Raw genomic sequence first — 20311 nt, forward strand, 5'->3', positions numbered from 1 at the left:
CAATACAAATATAAAAAATAATTATTTAAATAAAACAAAAACAACAATACAGTTTGTTGTTTTATTTGTTTTATTTGTTTTATATATATTGTTTTATATGTTTAGCATAGTCTTGTATGTTAGTGGTATCAGTGCTTTACAAATTTAAATAATACATTTCCATACCTAAATAATACATCTTCATACCCTTAAATAATACATTTCCATACCTAAATAATACATTTCCATACCTAAATAATACATTTCCATACCCTTAAATAATACATTTCCATACCTAAATAATACATCTTCATACCTAAATAATATATCTTCATACTCTTAAATAATACATTTCTATACCTAATAATATATCTTCATATTTTTAAATAATACATTTCTATACCCAACTAATACATATACATATTAGTTGTATTAGTATTATATGTATGGTATTATATTTATATGGAGGTATATTATGAATGAAAATTATTTAGTTACAAAATCAAATACATTAATAACATCAAGTTATGATTTAAGTTTACAAGAACAAAGAATTATATTAACATTAGCTAGCTTGGTACAGCCTACAGATGAGAATTTTAAATCTTATGAATTCAGTATAAAAGATTTTAAAGAGCTGTTAGGCGTTGAAGATAAATCTAAATATACTGAAATTCCTAAAATAACTAAAGAACTTATGCAAAAAGTACTTGAAATAAAACAAGATAAGAAAATAATACAAGTTGCTTGGCTTTCTAGTGCTGAATATGAAAAAGGTTCGGGTAAAATTGAATTAGAATTTAGTCCTAAACTTAAGCCGTATATGTTAGGGCTAAAAGAGTTTTATACTAGTTATAGATTAAAAAACGTATTAGAGCTTAAAGGAAAATATTCAATAAGAATGTATGAAATTTTAAAAAGCAATGAATTTAAAAAAGTTGCAGAAATAAAAGTAGATGAGCTAAGGAAAATACTAAAAGCCGATACAGGTTCGTATTTAATATATCAAAATTTTAAAAACAGAATAATAGTACAAGCTAAAAGGGAACTTTGTTCAAAAACAGATATATGTTTTGATTTTGAAGAAATAAAAACAGGTAGAAAAGTCACGGCACTTAAATTTCACATAAAATCAAATAATAAAGATGTAAACTATATGGCAGCGCAAATTGAAAGTGAAAAGGAAGAGAAAGAAGAATATATAGAAAAAGTTAAAAAGGTAATGTATGACCATAAGATTACGTCCCTTGAAGCAAAAAAAATATATGATAGCTCAAATAGTAATATAGAGCTTATATCAAAGGTTTATAATCACTTTAAAGCTAGAAAAGTAGAAAACTTTATAGGAACTATGATAAGCATGGTTAAACCAGGAATTTTTCAAGAACCTATGAATAATACACCTAAAACACACTTTAATGATTATGAGCAAAGACAATATGATTACACTGAACTTGAAAAAAAGCTTTTAGGTTGGGATAAAGAAGAGCTAGACAGAGTTGGAGAGAAATCTAAACAAAGCAAAATAGAAGCACTTTAACGACTACTAGATATAATGGACACCTTGTCAACTTCGTACCTACGTTGACCACTTCCATTACATCTAGTAGTATTATTCTTAATGATTACTTCTATTATACTTTTCTTATATGGCCCAGTACCAGCAAACGTGTTATGAAGTGCAAAGTAACTTCAGTAAATTGAATAAAATAAACGATCATTTAATTTACTGAAGATATAAGATATATACAATATAAATCTAATTATGCGTGACAATTAACATATAATAGTATCTACTTTGCCCCTGGTAACGCGTTTGCTGGTATTACTCCATGTTGGTATGTATCGGTAGTTAGGTTTACATAAATTGCATATTACATAATGTAAATTATGTAAACTAATAATATGTAAACAAATGCACAGACCACATTTATAACATAGAGATGGTTTGTGCATTCAAATTTTATTAATTTTAAAAAATTACCTTTTTACCTCTTGTTTAATCTTCTTCTAAGCAGCTTTCATCAATATCATTTATATTTCCATTGAAACTAGCATCAAATATATGAGAAGAAGTATTATCAATTTCTTCTGCAGTAGGGACATATGCATTTGGTAATTCCTGACGCATTATTTCAACAACTAAATTTCTCAAATCAGCATTATTCTTACCATACTTTTCGTAAAATCTAACAGCTTCGCACATGTAATCTGTAGTTACAAAATCTTTATTTTCTTTTTTCTTTGCTGCAATTATTTCTTTTACATCATTATTACGCTTTGAAAATGTAAATGTAAAAGAACCTTCTCTTTTGGCCATTAAATCACGCCCTTAAATAGCTTTTCCATATTTTTTTACTGCTATTTTAAATAAACCTTCTACAGTAGTAAATTGTGAATTAGTTGCTATCATGCTATTTGGAAGTTTATCTGTTATTTCATCTGTTAAATGTTGTGTGGTACCACCAACACATATAACTGTATCTAAATCTCTAAGAGAAATTCCATGTCTTGCTATTTGTTCACATGCTTCATCAAAGAATCTAATTTTAGCTTTCTTTATATATTCTACTGTAGTTTCATCTTTTTTACCAAAATCTAAACCATATCCACGATCTAAAGCTTCTTCAGCAACATTAACATTAACTCTATTCCCCTTTTTGTTATGATCTGTTAATGCATCTGATACATAGTTTATCAATTGTACAGCTCCAAGGAAATCTTCAGCAAACCTATCCTTTTGTGGATTTGCACAAGAACCATCTGTGAATAGTGTAAATGTCATATTTTGTCCTCCAAAATCTATTACTCCAACTTTTTTATCAGTAAATAGTTCAGGAGTAAGATAACGTACTCCGCTGCCTTCTGCTTTAAGCATTATCTCTGCAATTTCAAATTCAAAATCATTATCATCTACATTTATTTTAATTACTCCATCACCTTTAATAAAACTTTTATAACTCTGTTTAGCATCTTCATTTGAAAGAACAGTAATAGGACAAGCTAACACAAGATATACCTTATTGTCCTTGGTTCCAGGTTGTAAATATTGAGTTATTGAAACATAAGAGCATATTTTATGTAATAGATTCTCTTTAGAAGTCTCAAAATTCTTTCTTTCTCCACCTTGTTTTCCTACAATATATTCTCCTTCATCAAATACTACTTTATGAGAATCATCACCTTCTACGTCAATATATCCATCTGTAAGATCATACATTCTTGATAAAAAATGTTTTGGTTTAGCTCCATCTAACTTTAAATTATTACCTAAGACAACCCCCATAACTTTCGTTGTATCTTTACCTGGATCAAGTGATATTACTACCGAACTCATATATAATTCCTCCTAAATTAAAATTTACTCTGTATGTCTATTGTATGTCTAAATAGACATACAGTCAATAGATTTTATAAATTTTTTTATATTTTAGACATACATTTAGACATACATTGTATGTGCATACTAATATATTCTACATAAAAAAATAATATCCTTTAATTTTGTAAAAATTTTACATTTAGATATGCGTTTTTTATTAATTTTAAGATATACTTTAAAATATAAAGGAAATTAAATATATACATAGAATTATAAAAAGTGGGCGGTGATTAAATGGATAAAATTAATTTTGATAAAAAAGATATAACAGCACAAATAAAATATATAAACGACCATCTTATGCACGGATCATCTTTTAATAAGACCTGTAAAGATATTGGCATTCCAAAATCAACACTTAGAGACAGATTTAATAAAGCTGGATATAGTTTTTCTAAGGAAACTTACCAATATGTTATAACATCACATAATAATAACATATTGGTAAAGTCATCTAAAACAGCTAATGAACCTACTATTAGACTTAACAGTTCTAAAAATATTACAAATATAACACCTAAAGGAATTGAGCCTAAAAGAATAGAAAAAGAAAATAGTTCTTTATGTTTAAAAGATAACACAACAACAACTGTTGAAGATAAACAGATTAAAAATAGTTATAATTATGTTATAAATGCCAAGCTACAGAAAGATGTTATAAACATGTTAGAATGGTATAAAGATTATAAAGATAAAGATGATCAGATTAATGAGGCTTTAAAATGGGTAGAAGATCAGAAAAATAGAAAAGATATAATTGACATACCAGAGATAACAATAGATTCAGAATGGATAGATGGAGAAATCTGGACACGTTCTTTTACTGTATATAAAAAAGTTCTAAATAAGTTTAATGACTTTGTAAAAAAACAGCCATTCACAAAGCAAGATCTCATGAGTATGGCCTTAGTTGAATACATGAAAAAATATAATAGATAATATACAGATTCTGCTTATATTAATTACTTTCAATATGATATAATATTTTTAGAAGATAAATAGTATTTAGGTTGCTACCTTTCGGGTTATTTATCTCCGCAATGGAAAGCTGTTATGGGACTGACAACAAAGGAGGTGGCTGAATGAGTGATAAACTTGCTATAACTGCTATGGTATGCATTACTATAGTAGCTCTTGTATTAGGTGTAGTAGGCATATTTGCTATACTGGCTTATGTGAAAGATTTATCAAGAGTAAAATTTAAAAAATATTATTAATACTTAATTTTAATATAATATACATGTATAGTATATTATTCTAAATAATAAAAAGCCAACAAAAAATTGTTGGTTTTTTATATATTGGGGTAAGGCAACATAGCCATCAAGCTAAGTCATATTAAATAGTATTTAGTTCTGAATAAGCACTATATTTTACCAATCATTCTTTCTTTTCATAAGATTCAATGGTGTATTGTAAGAGTACATTATTATTTGGGGTAGTACCCCATAGCCATCAAGCTAAGAAACGAGAATAATGTATTAAATCAATTAGTGTAAGAGATTAAGGTAAAACCAGTTTACTTCATTACAAATTTTAACATAAACGCTATTTTAATATGATTTTTTGCATATCAAAATAGCTCCTGTATTCATAATTTTTTTGAAGACACGAACTTTAAATTATAGTATAATAAAATTGTTTTATGCGGCGGTTTTACACCTTCTTTCTTGATGGCTGTAGGAGACTCCAAGAATGTCAAAAAAGGTATTTTTGTCCTTACGGTGTGATTTCCGTCCGTTTTTACATATGCAGTTATATATTCTTATTAAAACTTTAGAATTATTTGAAGGTGTCATAAAGCTAAAATAAAGTTCTTCAACATATTCATGTACTATTTCTGCAGTTTTGATTTCACTTGCCTCAAACTTCTTCTTTTTTAAGAGTTCAGATCTCATTTTAAATATCACTATGGAACTTAAAACTAGTAAAATGAGCTTACCATACAACTGGCATTTAAATCGCTCAATCCTTACTGGTTTTACATTAGATATATGAAATATTGACTTCCATATCTTAAATATTAGTTCAATCTGCCACCTTAATGAATAAATCTCATGTATTTGTTTTGTAAACAATATATCATTTGATATATTAGTAATGTATATTGTTATTCCCATCAAACTAATTGTATTAGCACTTTTCTTAATCCCTTTCTTTTTAGCATTTTTAAAAACTTTTTCTTTCCTTTCTTTAAGCTGATCTTTGGTAAGTCTATAGATGACGAGCCTTACTTTGCGCTTTTCAGTTCTTCCAACAAATACATCTGGTATTTCCTTAATTTCACCTTCTTGCATTTCATTTGCCACATCTTTTAAAAACACCCTTTTATAAATAGTTGATTTCCTTGGCTGTCCATTTTTAAGATACTCCACATTTTCATTTTTTACATAAACAGCTATATTAGGTTTAAGCCTTGAAACATAAAAAGATTTTTTATTCTCCATATCCTCAAAATCTTTAAAATTAAAGTATCCCAGATCTCTTAATGAAAGATCTCCAGCCTTAAATGTATCTTTTATTTTACTTCCAAATGTATTGTCATTTCCACTTCCAGGTCCTACATCTATGTGCATAAAGTTTCCTGATTTTAATTCATATTCAAGCTGTATCTTTACGCCGGAAGGCTGTGAACTTCCTCCGGAACCTGGATATACACTTCTATATATTTCTGGAACTTGAAATGCTGTAGAATCCACTATTCGTATTCTTTTAAAATGCGAATCCCACATGGTAAGTATATTTGAATTTGTAAGCTTTACACTGTTTAAAAGCCTTGTAAATACTTCTTTTAAGAACTCTACTGCTTTGTCATTTAAACGCTGATCTATTGCTTGGCTGCTTACTGTTGTTTTTGTCTTTGAGCTTAGATTAGCGCTCATTGTTACAAGTGTATCTTTTGATACATCAAGTTGTGAAAATGCACATAAATAAAGAAACTGCCATGCTTTTAATTTACCTTCTCTTTGTACAAATCCAACCTTTCTAGCTATCTTTTCAATTTCTTCTTTGGAAAAATATTTTAGTAAATGTTTTGATAAATGCTTAATTTCATTTTGCACCATTAATTTTTCTTTTGTGATTTTTTAAACCCCCTTCATAAAAAACTGAATTTTTTATTATTGTACTATTTTTTATAAATGGGGGCGAATTTTTTATATATTTATTTTTAGCTTGATGGCTATGGGGTACAGCCAACATTTCCGACAAAACCCACGTTAAGACAAAAAATGGATGAGAAGTTTAATTTTTATCAACTCTAAGAAATGTCAATAATTGATTTCATAATGGTATAATACACTTAATAAATTAATTCGTCTTGGTAATTAAATACGACATAAGTAGAAATATGCCCTTGAAAATAGTATAATAGAGCATAAATTAAAAAATAAGGATTATTTTAGGAGTGATTCTATGAAGAAATGTATTGTAATAATGGGATAGTCAGAAAATTAGCATAAAATACAAAGGAGAGAGTTAAATATGACTATTCCAAATACAAATAAAGTATATCCAAGAAGTAACGATTACCAAACAATATATCTTAAAAATGTAATTACAAGAGATAATATAAAAGTTGGAGATTATACAATATATAATGATTATTATAATGATCCAAGGGATTTTGAAAAAAATAATGTATTATATCAGTATCCTGTAAACAATGATAATTTAATAATTGGGAAGTTTTGTTCAATTGCATGTAAAGCGAAGTTTCTCATGACAAGTGGAAATCACACACTGAAATCACTATCTACTTATACATTTCCAATATTTTATGAGGAATGGGGTTTAGACCTCCGCCATATAACAGATGCTTGGGATAATAAGGGAGATATTGTAATTGGAAATGATGTGTGGATAGGTTATGACGCTATAATTATGTCAGGTGTGAAAATCGGTGATGGTGCAATTATTGGAACCAGAGCAATAGTTACTAATGATGTTCCACCTTATACTATTGTTGGAGGCATACCTGCAAAAGTTATAAAGAAAAGGTTTAGTGATGATATAATTTTAAAATTATTGAAAATTAAGTGGTGGAATTGGCCAGATGAAAAAATCCAAGCAAATATTCGACACATTCAGTCAGGAAATATTGATAAATTAGTTTAATGTTTTGTGGCTAATTATTCTTATTTAACGTCATAACAGCCACAAGTTGAGTAGATCCATTCTTGATTTACAGTTTGCAAAAAAATGGAAAATACTGTCTTGTGACTGTTTTTTAGGTAAGTAGACGGTAATCTTTACAGATACCGCCCCTTTCAGAACCGGACGTGCCCAATTAAGGCATCCGGCTCCCCATATGAACCTATTCACACGTAGATAGGATTTAGATTAACTAAAGAATTAGGTTTAGGATTTGCTAGTGGGTAATGTTCTAATAATTGTGACATTTCATCCCAGTTCAATTTAGTTCGTTGACTTCTTTTCTTTAACCAGTAATACATTACTTTTATAATTTGCCTTTTATATTTAAGCAGGTTATCCAAGTTATCGCTAACACCATAATAATTATAATGCCCTCTTAGTTTTTGATTTACTTTTTCCAATATTAGACCTAGTGGAAGATTCCTATTTTCTTTTATCCATTTATTAAAATCATTAACTTTGGCTCGAAATTTCTTCGAGGATGTTTTCCATTTCAATTTAAAATTACCTTTTCTGCTCTTACCACAGTAATGTGTAAATCCAAGAAATTCAAATGTTTCTGGCTTATTTCCACCTTTACGCTTTATTCGTTCTTCTGCAAATCGACCAAATTCAATAATTTTAGTCTTTTCTTCTGCAATACTCAGTCCAAATTTCATTAGTCTACATTTTAATGCTTCATGATATGCTTTTGCATCTTCTTCGTATTGAAAACATGCTACACGGCAAGTAGACCAAGGGAATCTCACCCTTAGTCTCTCTCAGAACCGGACTTGAACCTCTCAGCTCATCCGGCTCCCATCATCCAGCCGTAGGCAGAATTCCCATTTGCCAATGTGCAAATAACTTTGGCAATTGCTTAGCAATTCTTCCCATCCATCTTTCTGCTCTTGTTCTGTGTCTTTGTAATTTCTTATATTTTCTTCTAGCCCAATGAACTAATGCTTTATTCATATGACGCAGAACTGTGTATAGCGCTGATTTGTAAAAGCATCCATAATAGTTTATCCACCCTCTTATAACCGGATTAAACATAATAGCTATATCTATTATTTCCTTATCTGGTTTCAGATGTATCCTCCAATTTCTTATAACTTGCCTCATTGCTTTGCAAGCTTTATTACTGGCTGCCGGTAAGAAACTTATAAAGTATTTGCCATACTTGTTCTTAGACCTTCTCGGTCTAAAGGTATATCCAAGAAAATCAAACTTTGTTATTGGATAATTCCCACGCCTGTCGTCATCTTTACAGTACACTATTTGTGTTTTCTCCGGATGTAGCTCTAATGCGCATTGTTTAAACCTTTGGTTTAATTTTATCAATAGATTATCAGCTTCATATTTTGTTTTGCAGTGTGCTACCGCATCATCTGCATAACGTGCCCATGGATTGCTTGGAAAATTAATTTCCATCCATTTATCGAAGGTATAGTGTAGAAAAAGATTCGCTAAGACCGGACTAATCACCGAGCCTTGAGGGGTCCCAGATGTTCTCGTTATTATGCTACCATCCTTATCTTGAAGTGGCGCTGTTAGCCATCTTTCAATATAAAGCAGTATCCATGTACAGTTAGTATGTTTTCTTACAGCTTTCATTAGTAGCTCATGGTTGATGTTATCAAACAGACCTTTGATATCAAACTCAAGAACCCAGTTATATCTCCAGCATCTTTTTCTTACTATTGCAATTGCATCAATTGCAGATTTCATTGGTCTATACCCATAAGAGTCTGGATGAAATATTGGTTCTACTTTTGGTTCAAAGTGTATCTTTACTACCATTTGAGCTATCCTGTCTGATACTGTCGGCACTCCTAATATTCTTATACCTCCATTTTTCTTGGGTATTTCTACCGCTCTTACTGGTGGTGGAAAATAGGTTCCCGAGGACATTCGGTTCCATATCTTATATAGATTATTCTTAAGATTCTTTTCAAAGTCTTCGATAGATTCTTTGTCTACACCAGCAGACCCTTTATTTGCTTTTACTCTTTTGTACGCTTCCCATACACTTTGCTTTGTTATGTTAAACGGCTTTGTTTTCTCCATTTAGTTCCTCCCTCATTTTGGTTGACCAAATTTAAAACTGGATAATACATTCCCTTCACTCCACTTCCATTACAGAAGTTTCATCATTACTACGGTCAGTTCCGCCCCTATACTTCGCATTGGTACTCTAATTCTTATGGGATCTCCACTTGAATTTCTCCCTTAGCATCGAAGTCGTAGGTTCCCAAGTTCCACACAAAAGCCTGCACTATGTTCACGTCGCCTCCATGCCGGTCACCATTTAGACAGTAGACAGGTTTCTTCTAAATTTATCCCAGGTTAACGACTCCCCCCTGGTTTTGATGACATTTATACGCTTTCGACACCTTGTCAGCGATTGACTTGTGTTCGTCTCCATAGCCCATACCTGACGAAGTCTTGCCTCGCCTTTTCCCTTAACGCTCACTACCATAGCTTTTGACTACAGCAGCTTAAGGTGGTTTGAAACCTCCACCTGCATGGCGGTTTCGAGGGGCCCTCCCTCATCTTCTGTGCAGCATAGCTCCACCTATGGGACTAACGTCGCATCAGTGCGCCTTCTTGGCGCACTATCATCCGCATATCTTGTTAAGTAGCATCCACCTTTACAGCTTTTGGCTATTACTTTTGTAAACCATAAATCAAGTGTGTAGTGCAAATATATATTGGCTAAAAGTGGGGATAAACTTCCACCTTGTGCTACACCTTCTGTAGTTTCAATGAATTTTCCTTTTTCCAGTATACCTGCTTTTAGAAACCTTTTAATAAGAGCAAGTATTTTACTATCATTTATTCTAAGTTTAAGAAATTTCATCATCCATTCATGGTCAACGTGGTCAAAAAAGGCTTTAATATCAGCATCTACAATATAGTTAACTTTCTTCTTCATTATGTCATTGCTTAAATTTTTCAACGCATCATGACAGCTTTTATTGGGTCTAAATCCAAATGATACATTAAGAAAATCTTCTTCATAAATGTTTTGCAGAATAATAACTAAAGCACCTTGTACTATTTTATCTTCCAAAACAAGAATACCAAGTGGTCTCAGTTTATCACTTCCTGGTTTAGGTATATACTGCCTTTTTACTGGGTTAGGTCTGTATGAACCTTTCTTTAATTTAATTAGCAAATTACTCACATTTTCATCTAAATTTATTTTATAGCTTTCTTTAGTTTCTTTATCAACACCTGGAGATGCAGTATTATTCAATCTTTTAAAAGATTCTTTTAATGTATTCTTGTTCATTAAATAAGCCAATGAACAGAACTTTGCATCTTTGTCTCTTTGGGCTACCTGTGCTATGCTTGCAAGTTTTGTTCTCACTGTTATTCCGGTTCTAAGTCCGGGCAATGTTTCCCTTTTAAGCTGTTTCATATGTTACTCTCCTTCCTTTCTCCGGCATTACCCGTTATCATCAGTACTATAAGAGTATCCGACTTCCTGCTGGCATTTGCCTTCCTTACTTCTTCAGTTTGTACTGCATACTTTTCATTTGAAAAGACCAGTCAGGATCTCCCCGAGTTTCCACATATTCTTAATGTTTAGCTAGGTAGGGTCTCTGACCTCGGATGTGTTTGTTTGCACTCGCTTTAACGCACAAACAAATATTGCTTTCCACGTTCGTGAACGTTTCTGCCACATCATCGAGCAACTTTTCGGAGCTCTATACCATTCACTGCAGGGTTACCACCCAGTCAATTCTACCTCGCTAACTTTCTGCCTACGCTTAAAATATTACGTTACCGCAACATCTCCAAGACTCGATACAAAGCTATTTGCTAAATATTACTTTGGCAGGATTCCCACCTGCTAGAATATGTGCCCTGTCGGGACGCACCACGAATCGTTGCCGTACCACATTATAGAAAAGCAAAGAGATTTAGCAAAAAAGTTTCAAAAAATACACAAGACAGATGGTATGTTTATTCTTCCGAATGTATGGAGTGCAGGAAGTGCCTGTATATTTGAAAAGCAGAGATTTAAGGCAGTCGCAATAACAAGTGATTGAATTGCTTATGAACTTGGTTATCCTGATGGAGAAGAAATCACATTAGATGATGTTGCACTTACTGTAGAACAAATCGTACGAAGAGTGGACATACCATTGTCAGTCGACGTTGAGCATGGATATATTTGTTTAGATTATAAAAACACATTGACAACTAGTCAAACTAAATATATACTATATATAGTTAAACTAAATATAGTAAGGATGATAATAATGGCTTATTCATTAGCTATGTATCAGGCAATATCTATAATAATATTAATTGCCTCAAAAATGGAAGAATGTAAATGTAGATGTGAATTTTTAACTACGAGAGTAATATCAGAAAATTTAGAAATAGCTGCTCCTACAGCAGTTAAGATATTGAATAATTTAAATGCAGCAGGAATAACAATAACTAAAGAAGGTGCTAAAGGCGGTATTTTACTAGCAAAATCTCCAGCTGAAATTACATTACTGGATATATTCTTGATATTAGAGAGGGATAGACCATTGTTTAAAACAGGATTAAATTTTAATATTCATGGTCAAGAAGTAGAAGTTTTAAAAAGCCGAGTAGACGGATGTCTGGTTGATGCTGAAAAGGCAATGAAGAATTCTTTAGAAAAAATCACAATAGAGGACATAATGAATAATAAATAGTTCATTTTAAATTGAATTCTATCTTAAAGATAGAGTTCTAATTTTTAAATATAACTATATATATATTATATATAGTATATAATATATAATTACTAGGAGGAGTTAAATTATGAAAAATATTTCTTTAGTAACAGGTGCAAATGGACATTTAGGTAACAATTTGGTAAGAGAATTATTAAAAAGAGGCGAAAATGTTAGAGCAAGCGTACGTAATTTAAACGATAAATAACCATTTTCAGGTCTTAACTGCGAAATAGTCTATGCAGATCTAATGGATAAAGAGTCACTTCGTAAAGCCCTTGATGGAGTAGATATTTTATATCAAGTAGCCGCTGTATTTAAACATTGGGCTCAAGATTACGAAAAAGAGATAATTGCCCCTAATATTGAGGGAACTCAAAACATATTGGAAGCAGCCGAAGAAGCAAACGTAAGAAAAATAGTGTATGTGAGCTCCGTAGCAGCATTGTCATTGAATAAGATTAATTCAAAAGGTAAAATTGACGAAACTACATGGCTTGAAGATAGTTATGGAAATCCGTACTTTGATTCAAAAGCACGATCAGAGAAAAAGGCTTGGGAAATAGCAAAAAAATACGATTTCGATATGGTCAGCGTTCTTCCAGGTGCAATGATTGGTGGAGGATTTTTAAAGAAAACTCCTACTACGATAGGTTTTGATAGTGTTTTTTTAGGAAAGATGAAAATAAACTATATAAGCGAAATGACACCAATAGATGTAACTGATGTTGTACAAGGTATGATTGCAGCATCTGAAAAAGCAGTAAAGGGTACAAGATACATTTTGACTAATGAAGAGCCCGTAACTTCAGATTATATCATTGAATCGGCAAAAAAATTTATTCCGAGTCTTGATATACCGCAAAAGTATACTAAAGAGCAGTTGTTAAATCTAGCAGATAAACTTGAAGCTGAAGCTAAGAAAACTAAGACTCAGCCATTAATTCTTAGAAGTCAGGTAGAATTGTATTATGGTGGAATAAATAGGCATTATGATCTTACTACATCAAGAAAGGATTTAAAGTTTAATCCCAAATCAGGTAAAGAAGCATTAGAAGAATATTTTAAGCGAGTTTATAAAAATCTTCAAATAAAGGAGAATATTTAATATGAAAGGAAATGATCTACAAATTGTTGTGCTATATTATTCATTTGAAGGACATACAAAATTAATTGCAGAGTTTATCACCGAAGAAATAGATAGTAATATTTTGAAATTAGAAGTTGTAAAAAAAGGAGGGATTTTATGATAGTTTTATATTTTACAGCAACAGGGAATAACCTGTATATAGCTAAAAGAATTGGAGAAAAATATTACTCAATTCCAAAGTTACTAAAAGAAAATAAATATGATTTTGAAGATGATAAAATAGGTATTGTATTTCCAACATATAATTTAGGTGTTCCTAAAATTGTTGAAGAATTTTTAAATAAAGCAAAGTTAAAAAGCAAATATATTTTTGCAGTAACATCTTATGGGGCATTTTCTGGAGGAACTGCAAGACATCTTTTAGAGATAGGAGAGAGAAATGGAATTCAATTCTCATATATTAATGAAATACTTATGATTGATAACTATATTCCAATATTTGATATTAATAAAGAACTAGAAAAAGAACCTAAGAAGAAAATAGAACAAAATCTCGAAAAAATAGTTAAGGATATTAAAGATGGAAAACAATATATTAAAAAACATCCTCCTATTAGAAGAATTATTGAAAAACTAATTGTGATTTATAATTCTAAGAATAAAGAATCCTTTGAGAAGAATTTCTATGTAGAAGATGGATGTAACAATTGCAAAATATGTGAAAAAGTTTGTCCTGTAGACAATATAGAAGTAAGAATACAACCTTCTTTTAATGATAAATGTCAGAACTGCTTAGCATGTATTAATCATTGTCCACAAAATGTAATAAGATTTATGGGTGAAAAAAATAAATCAAGATTTATTAATCAAAATGTTAAGTTGAAAGAAATCATAGAAGCTAACAATTAAATTATAACAGCAGAACGAAATAAATAACTGTTGAAAATAATAATTTAATCAAATTGTGAATTTAAAAAAACAAGGCAATAAAAGAAGAACCCTTTAGGTGGTATGGGCAGATTTTTGCAAAAAACGTACGCTAAGAGCTTAAGTGATAAAAAAACAAATAATTTTGTACGCTAAGGGTCAGAAGTGAATTTAATAATTACTCCATTATTTCTCAAGAATTCTAACACAACACAATTGATTTGTTAGTGTACAATAGTAAATTAGTGCAAATTAACCTATATTTTTAGCAATACAAATCCACTTTCATCTCTTTAAAAATGAAAGTGGACTTACTTTTCTTATTCTTAATGGGGTAGTGCTCGCAAAACGCGGAAAATATACGTTAAGAGAGTTATTACCCAAAATATATCTTATCAAAACATTCTGACTTAGAATTAATACTAAATAGTTCTAACTCGAAAAAGTATATAACATCAGTGTAAAGCATGGATATATCTAGGGTTTAATCACTAAATGATAAAACTCTTATTTTTTTACTCAAAACAAGTTAGCTAAAGTACAATTATAGTATTGATAATACTAACTAAGTCAGGGATAAAAATGGCAAATGATAAAAGGAAACAAAACAGTAGATCCAATAAAAAGTAAAAGAGAAATTCGTGACTCAAATCCTACCTTTTTCATTTTTAAGGAATATGTTTAAAATATATCGGTGTTTTGGTAATATATGTCTTAACGTATATTTTCCGCGTTTTGCGGTTACTACCCCAGTGTGCTATATTTTTCAGTTATTAAGTCCAGAAAATTATATTCTTTAGGTCTAGTAATTTCAGATACTTCATTTATTGAGCTTACAAATTCATCCCAGGGCATAATATCTTCAATTGTCTTAAAATCAACTGCTGTTTTACCTTCTTCTTTAGCTTTAATTATTATCTTACCAAGATCTACATAATTAATTAGACCTATATTTGCTTTTTTTCCATTTTTCTTCATAAGATTTTCCTGCTCTTTTTTACCGAAGGACTGAATATTTTTTATCTGAATGTCATGGATTTCAATAGCCTGATCTATAAGTTTTCTGCAAAAATTAACTAAATATATTGAAAGAATAGAATATCTTTTTTTATCATCAAATCTCTTAAAATCATAGGCTTCATAATTTGATCCTAATTTATATAATTCATCAATTCTATTGTTATGTATACTGCTTAAATCAATATTTTCAAGCTTTAAATTGCGAATATATTCAATTCTATCCGCAACTGCATTGAAAGCTTTTGATGAGGACTTTCCTGATATTTCACGAAGCCAGGATAATTTAGTTTTTTTCTCTGTACTTTGAACATTTATCAAAATATCAAGACTTTTCTTTTGTTCATTTGATACTGATGTAGATATTAAATCAAAAATTTCATTATCAACATACTTTCTAACTTCAATTATAATATTTTCAATAGTTACTATAGAAGGCAGCAAAACTTTACATTTTTTAAGTTCATTAATTGCTTCTATAATCAGATATTTTAGATTATTATTTTTTAAGGCTTTATCTATTAAATAATTAACTAAATATTCTCTATCTTTAGTTTTAAATCTCTTATACCCATATAGTTTTAATATTTCTTCTAAATGTTCATATCTTGTAGGTTGTCGCTTATTGTATGATTGAAATTCAAAAGTACTGATTTTTAATTGTTCTGAAATATATAATATTATTTCAGAAGGTATATTTTCAAAATCCATCAAAGTCCACCCTGTAGATCTAATTATACAGAGCTGAACTGCAAATCCTAATTTATTGCTAGTTTTTCTATGTTTATTTATAACTTGTATGTCTTCATCTGAAAGCATAAAAAATTTTTCTGTTTCAAATGAAGCTACATTATTGGGAAGTTTCATATATTCTTTTCGCTCTTTGCTAGTTAAAAATTCTCCACCACGTGCCATTTAATTCACCCCTTATAAATTAATGTTTAAATAAACATCATTTATTTCTTCTTGAGTTATTCCAATATATCGTTTTGTCACAGATTGTGATCCGTGATTAAGTATTTTCATAAGCGTTTCAATTGGTACACCCTGCTTCCAAGCCATAAAGCAAAAGGTTTTTCTCATACTATGGGTCCCTATATGAGTACTCAGCTTTACATTATCCTGTATGTCCTTAAATATCCTCCAAGCCATTTTTACACTTAAATGGCTATTGCCTCCTTGTCTTGATTTAAAGATATATTTATTATCAGATGGCTTATCTGCATATTCAAAATACTCCAAAAGAGCTTTTTTCATAGATTGATTTATAGGGAAAACTTTTTGTTTGCTTGTCTTTTTTTCAATTAGCCTAATTTCTTTTTTTAGTTCTCCAATTTCATAAAAAACATCTTCCCATTTTAATTTTACAATATCGCTTACCCTTAGAGCTGAATTTATACCTACAACAAATATAGTATAATCTCTTAAATTTTTTCCGGATAGATAATTTTTTACTGCCTGAATTTCTCTTTTACTTTTTATTGGTTCTACTGTTTTGCTTCCTTTTTTCATTTTATCATTTGCCATTTTTATCCCTCACTTAGTTAGTATTATCAATACTATAATTGTACTTTAACTAACTTGTTTTGAGTAAAAAAATAAGAGTTTTATCATTTAGTGATTAAACCCTAGATATATCCATGCTTTACACTGATGTTATATACTTTTTCGAGTTAGAACTATTTAGTATTAATTCTAAGTCAGAATGTTTTGATAAAATATATTTTTGGTAATAACTGTCTTAACGTATATTTTCCGCGTTTTGCGAGCACTACCCCTAAATGCCTTACTAGAGTTGATAAAAATGGTGTTATTCATTATTTTCATAGATCAGTTGTTTGTGCAACAGTAGGCTCTGATCCTCATCTTATTATAGGTCAGGAAATGCTTGAACCTAAAAAAGATGGTTCTGATAAATCCGAAGGTGAGATTACTGGAGGCAAAAGATTAATAAAAAGGCTATATAAAGACTTCCATCATTTTGCTGATATAATAGTTGCTGACGCTTTATACTGTAAATCAACTTGGATTAAAAAGGTTCTCGCTATAGGAATGGATGCAGTAATTAGAGTTAAGGATGAAAGACTTCATATAGTGAAAGATGCACTTGCTTTATTCAAAAGCCGTGAGGCAGATAATGCATGGAAAGTTAACAAAAGCAGTAATAAAAAGATATTTGTTAAAGCTTGGGATGAAGATGATTTTGAAATGTCTAATCTAGATATCAAAGTTAGATTTCTGAAATTTGTAGAAGAAATTCATATTGGCGATAAAATAGAATTTAGGGAATCGTGGATTATAACAGCAGATAAGTATACTTCATCGGAAACTTTATGGAAAATAATGCATAGTAGGTGGCATATTGAGAATAATGCTTTTCATCAATTAAAAACTGAATGGCATTTAGATCATTGTTTTCTCCATAGCCCTACGGGCGTTGAAACAGTATTAATGTTTATAATACTTGCTTTTAATTTAATGCAGCTATATTTTTTTCGTTGTATAAGAGATTTTAGAAAAAATAAGATGCTTCAAATAGATTTTGTGGAAGATATGAGAGATGATTTGATTAGAATCTATAATTGGGTAAATCCTATATTAGAAAGTACCTAATCAAAATTAAAACTGGAAATTAGTATATATAATTATGTGGGGTAAGGGGAATTTATAACTATTCCATCGACCTAACGGTCTTAAGGCTTACCAATACTTTAACTAAATGTAATAAAATATAATTCCAGTAAAAACAAAATTTTTACTGGAATTTAAGTGCTAAAGTTCTGATATTTTATTCTTAGCTTTATGTCTATATATCGATACCTCCGTTGTTATATGTAAAATGTTATATAACAAATTAAACCATTAGCAAACATTATTAACAAATTTACAATATATATAATATATTGGCCCAGTACCAGCATAGCTGTCACCAAGTGCAAAGTAAAATTTAAAACGTAGCAATATCAACACTTTGATGGAGCTATGCATTTCTAAAAATATTGAGAAAATATAGTAATAAGTAATCTTGAGAAATGGCTATTTTACTGGATTTCTAATGTTACTTTGCACTTCATGACACGTTTGCTGGTATTGGGCCTCCATAAAATTTTATTATTATTAATTATACCATAAATATACTTTTATAGAAAAATAAATAAATTAAAATTGTCTTTGATGGGGTGGAGTTCGTAGATATTATATTTATTGTTCATTGTTTACAAATAACCCCAAAATATATTTATATAAAATATTTAAACTTTCATATTTAAATATTTTATAATCATTATCAATATGATAATCAGTTGATATAATTAAAGGTTTATAAAAATTTTCTTTAAAAAAATGCTTAAACTCAGATGTAAAACAATCAACAGTAAAAATAACTTTATCAGGATTTAAGAGAGTATTAATACTTTTTATTTTGTAAGTACTATCTTTATTAATACTTAATCCTAAAATCATAATATCGCAGTCATAAATTCCATATAATGCTTCGATTTTTTCTTGAATTTTGACTAGATTTTCATTCTTATTCATAGGAACATATTCCAGATCGCATAAAATGCCCAATGGATCCGTACACATACCTATAGCATAGTAACCATCATTTCTAAATTTATCTATTAGTGTTTTTAATACTTTTAATAATCTAGCATATGTAAAGTCATATATTATTATCAATGGAATATCAATTTTTTTCTTGTATAAGCAGTTTTCAAAAAAAAGGTTTACTATTGAAGGTTGCCAAAATTTAATGTTAACATTATTATGGTTAATTTTATAAACTTTTTTATGTAAATTAGTGTCTATAACAACAATGTTTTTTCCTAGTTTAACAAGTTTGTGAATAATAGATCCATATTTATCTGATATATTTCCAATAAAAATTATTGTATTAAATTGAGATAATAATTTTACATTATCAACTTCTTCTATTTGATTCATTTTGTTTAAAAGAATTAACTCTTGAAAGTGTTCTTTTTTTTCAGTATATTTAAATGCAGCAGTATCAATCCAATCTATATTTTTTATATTATTTATTTTTAATGCTTTTTTTGTACAATTAAGTGAATTTTTATATAATTGTTCCTTTATTTTTTCTAAGGTTATATCATAGAAACTAATTATTATTTTACAAACTTCAGCTGTTATCATTGGTGTTGCAAAACTATTGCATTTTTTTGAGACTATCGAATCTAAATTTTTTTTTAATAATGTATGTGTGCTACAAGATAGTATTTCAATGCCATCTATAGGATATAGATTAAAGATGTACTCATCTTCTTTTAAATTATACTTATCAGAGCACTTCACACCAATAACATTAGTATAAGATGCAGGATATGTAAATACATCTTTATTGTTACATGCTGCAATAATAATAAGTCCTTTATCATATGCTTTGTTAATTATTTTTCTTATAGGTTCACAATCTCTATAATCTATAGTACCTAAACTAAGATTAACAACTTGAATATTATTGTTTATACACCATTCGATAGATTTGACAAGTTGAGCTTTTGTGCACTTACGTGTTTTATCATTGAGTATTTTTATGCTAGTAAGAACTGCTTCAGGACAATACTTTTTTATTATAGCAGCGCAAGTGCTTCCATGACTAATATTGGATGAATTAAAATTAGTAACAGTATGTATTATGAGATCTAAAGTTATTTCTATACTATTTGAAATATTGCTTACTTCATAAAATACATTATTAATGCCATCATCAATTACTGCAACAGATATCATTTAAATTACATCCTGTTCATTTTCAGATAGTTTTTTGTTAATGATATAGATAATATTATTAATTGTATTAAATTTAATATTATCTATATCATTTATTGAAATATCAATATTGAATTCTTTTTCAATGTAATAGATTAAATAAATAAGATCTCTTGCTCTAAATTTTAATTTATTACCTAATAAATTATCATTGATGTCTATTTCATCATCACAGTTAAACAAGTCTATGTTGAATTTACTTTTAAATATACTATTAAGTGCTATATTTATGGAATTATTTTCTGAAAGATTTTTCATAAGATAGAC

At 29.4% G+C, this 20311-nt stretch carries 18 protein-coding genes and 2 pseudogenes; 10 read left to right on the forward strand and 10 right to left on the reverse strand.

The window, feature by feature from the left end; translation table 11 throughout:
* The first annotated feature begins 454 nt into the window (after positions 1–454).
* The gene (locus tag CLOPA_RS23225) at positions 455–1519 is read left to right on the forward strand and encodes a replication initiation protein (RefSeq protein ID WP_015617852.1); all 1065 of its coding nucleotides are present in this window, start codon (positions 455–457) and stop codon (positions 1517–1519) included.
* Between the two features lie 459 nt (positions 1520–1978).
* Here the strand turns inward: CLOPA_RS23225 and CLOPA_RS23230 are convergent, their stop codons facing one another.
* Positions 1979–2299, reverse strand: a complete 321-nt coding sequence (locus tag CLOPA_RS23230) for a hypothetical protein (protein WP_015617853.1) — start codon at positions 2297–2299, stop codon at positions 1979–1981.
* 12 nt (positions 2300–2311) lie between these two features.
* Positions 2312–3316: a ParM/StbA family protein gene (locus CLOPA_RS23235; RefSeq protein ID WP_015617854.1), complete on the reverse strand. Its 1005-nt coding sequence runs from the start codon at positions 3314–3316 to the stop codon at positions 2312–2314.
* A gap of 279 nt (positions 3317–3595) precedes the next feature.
* Here CLOPA_RS23235 and CLOPA_RS24005 point away from each other — a divergent pair, with 279 nt between their 5' ends.
* Positions 3596–4300, forward strand: coding sequence for a hypothetical protein (locus CLOPA_RS24005; protein ID WP_015617855.1), 705 nt, complete (start codon positions 3596–3598; stop codon positions 4298–4300).
* 143 nt (positions 4301–4443) lie between these two features.
* Complete coding sequence (locus tag CLOPA_RS26595; protein WP_015617856.1) at positions 4444–4578, forward strand: hypothetical protein; 135 nt, start codon at positions 4444–4446, stop codon at positions 4576–4578.
* Positions 4579–5004: 426 nt separating this feature from the next.
* Here CLOPA_RS26595 and CLOPA_RS23245 read toward each other — a convergent pair whose 3' ends face one another.
* A complete protein-coding gene (locus tag CLOPA_RS23245) occupies positions 5005–6426 on the reverse strand; it encodes an IS4 family transposase (protein ID WP_015617857.1) in 1422 nt (473 codons plus the stop codon).
* Between the two features lie 418 nt (positions 6427–6844).
* On the opposite strand from CLOPA_RS23245, the gene CLOPA_RS23250 reads away from it, so the two are divergent.
* Positions 6845–7477 carry a CatB-related O-acetyltransferase gene (locus CLOPA_RS23250; RefSeq protein WP_015617858.1) on the forward strand — a complete coding sequence of 211 codons (633 nt, stop codon included), beginning with the start codon at positions 6845–6847 and terminating at the stop codon, positions 7475–7477.
* Positions 7478–7680: 203 nt separating this feature from the next.
* Here CLOPA_RS23250 and CLOPA_RS23255 read toward each other — a convergent pair whose 3' ends face one another.
* The 3 genes from CLOPA_RS23255 to CLOPA_RS23265 form a co-directional block, all read right to left on the reverse strand.
* Entirely contained in the window at positions 7681–8265 is a 585-nt protein-coding gene (locus CLOPA_RS23255; RefSeq protein ID WP_051115711.1) for a group II intron maturase-specific domain-containing protein, read from the reverse strand.
* 52 nt (positions 8266–8317) lie between these two features.
* On the reverse strand, positions 8318–9565 hold the full coding sequence (ltrA, locus tag CLOPA_RS23260) for a group II intron reverse transcriptase/maturase (protein ID WP_015617859.1): 1248 nt from the start codon (positions 9563–9565) through the stop codon (positions 8318–8320).
* A gap of 508 nt (positions 9566–10073) precedes the next feature.
* Positions 10074–10922 (reverse strand): reverse transcriptase domain-containing protein, encoded by an 849-nt coding sequence (locus CLOPA_RS23265; protein ID WP_051115712.1) that lies wholly within the window; start codon positions 10920–10922, stop codon positions 10074–10076.
* A 472-nt stretch (positions 10923–11394) separates the two neighbouring features.
* On the opposite strand from CLOPA_RS23265, the pseudogene CLOPA_RS26700 reads away from it, so the two are divergent.
* The 5 genes and pseudogenes from CLOPA_RS26700 to CLOPA_RS23280 form a co-directional block, all read left to right on the forward strand.
* A pseudogene (locus CLOPA_RS26700) lies at positions 11395–11667 on the forward strand (isocitrate lyase/phosphoenolpyruvate mutase family protein); the annotation flags it as partial.
* 102 nt (positions 11668–11769) lie between these two features.
* Entirely contained in the window at positions 11770–12198 is a 429-nt protein-coding gene (locus CLOPA_RS23270; protein WP_041711869.1) for an RrF2 family transcriptional regulator, read from the forward strand.
* Between the two features lie 109 nt (positions 12199–12307).
* Positions 12308–13327 (forward strand): annotated as a pseudogene (locus tag CLOPA_RS23275) (NAD-dependent epimerase/dehydratase family protein).
* 1 nt (position 13328) lies between these two features.
* Positions 13329–13469: a hypothetical protein gene (locus CLOPA_RS25445; RefSeq protein WP_015617861.1), complete on the forward strand. Its 141-nt coding sequence runs from the start codon at positions 13329–13331 to the stop codon at positions 13467–13469.
* Positions 13466–14218 (forward strand): EFR1 family ferrodoxin, encoded by a 753-nt coding sequence (locus tag CLOPA_RS23280; protein WP_015617862.1) that lies wholly within the window; start codon positions 13466–13468, stop codon positions 14216–14218. The genes CLOPA_RS25445 and CLOPA_RS23280 overlap by 4 nt, the downstream gene beginning before the upstream one ends.
* Positions 14219–14980: 762 nt before the next feature.
* On the opposite strand, the gene CLOPA_RS23285 is transcribed toward CLOPA_RS23280, so the two are convergent.
* The gene (locus CLOPA_RS23285) at positions 14981–16168 is read right to left on the reverse strand and encodes a DUF4158 domain-containing protein (RefSeq protein ID WP_015617863.1); all 1188 of its coding nucleotides are present in this window, start codon (positions 16166–16168) and stop codon (positions 14981–14983) included.
* A 12-nt stretch (positions 16169–16180) separates the two neighbouring features.
* Positions 16181–16780: a site-specific integrase gene (locus CLOPA_RS23290; RefSeq protein WP_015617864.1), complete on the reverse strand. Its 600-nt coding sequence runs from the start codon at positions 16778–16780 to the stop codon at positions 16181–16183.
* Positions 16781–16963: 183 nt separating this feature from the next.
* On the opposite strand from CLOPA_RS23290, the gene CLOPA_RS23295 reads away from it, so the two are divergent.
* Entirely contained in the window at positions 16964–17866 is a 903-nt protein-coding gene (locus CLOPA_RS23295; protein WP_015617865.1) for a transposase, read from the forward strand.
* A 588-nt stretch (positions 17867–18454) separates the two neighbouring features.
* On the opposite strand, the gene CLOPA_RS24010 is transcribed toward CLOPA_RS23295, so the two are convergent.
* Together CLOPA_RS24010 and CLOPA_RS23305 are read right to left on the reverse strand one after the other, a co-directional pair.
* Positions 18455–20005: a S8 family serine peptidase gene (locus CLOPA_RS24010; protein WP_015617866.1), complete on the reverse strand. Its 1551-nt coding sequence runs from the start codon at positions 20003–20005 to the stop codon at positions 18455–18457.
* The gene (locus CLOPA_RS23305; protein ID WP_015617867.1) at positions 20006–20302 is read right to left on the reverse strand and encodes a hypothetical protein; all 297 of its coding nucleotides are present in this window, start codon (positions 20300–20302) and stop codon (positions 20006–20008) included.
* Positions 20303–20311 lie beyond the last annotated feature (9 nt).

This window comes from Clostridium pasteurianum BC1 (assembly GCF_000389635.1).
In the GTDB taxonomy this organism is placed as follows: Bacteria; Bacillota; Clostridia; order Clostridiales; family Clostridiaceae; genus Clostridium_I; species Clostridium_I pasteurianum_A.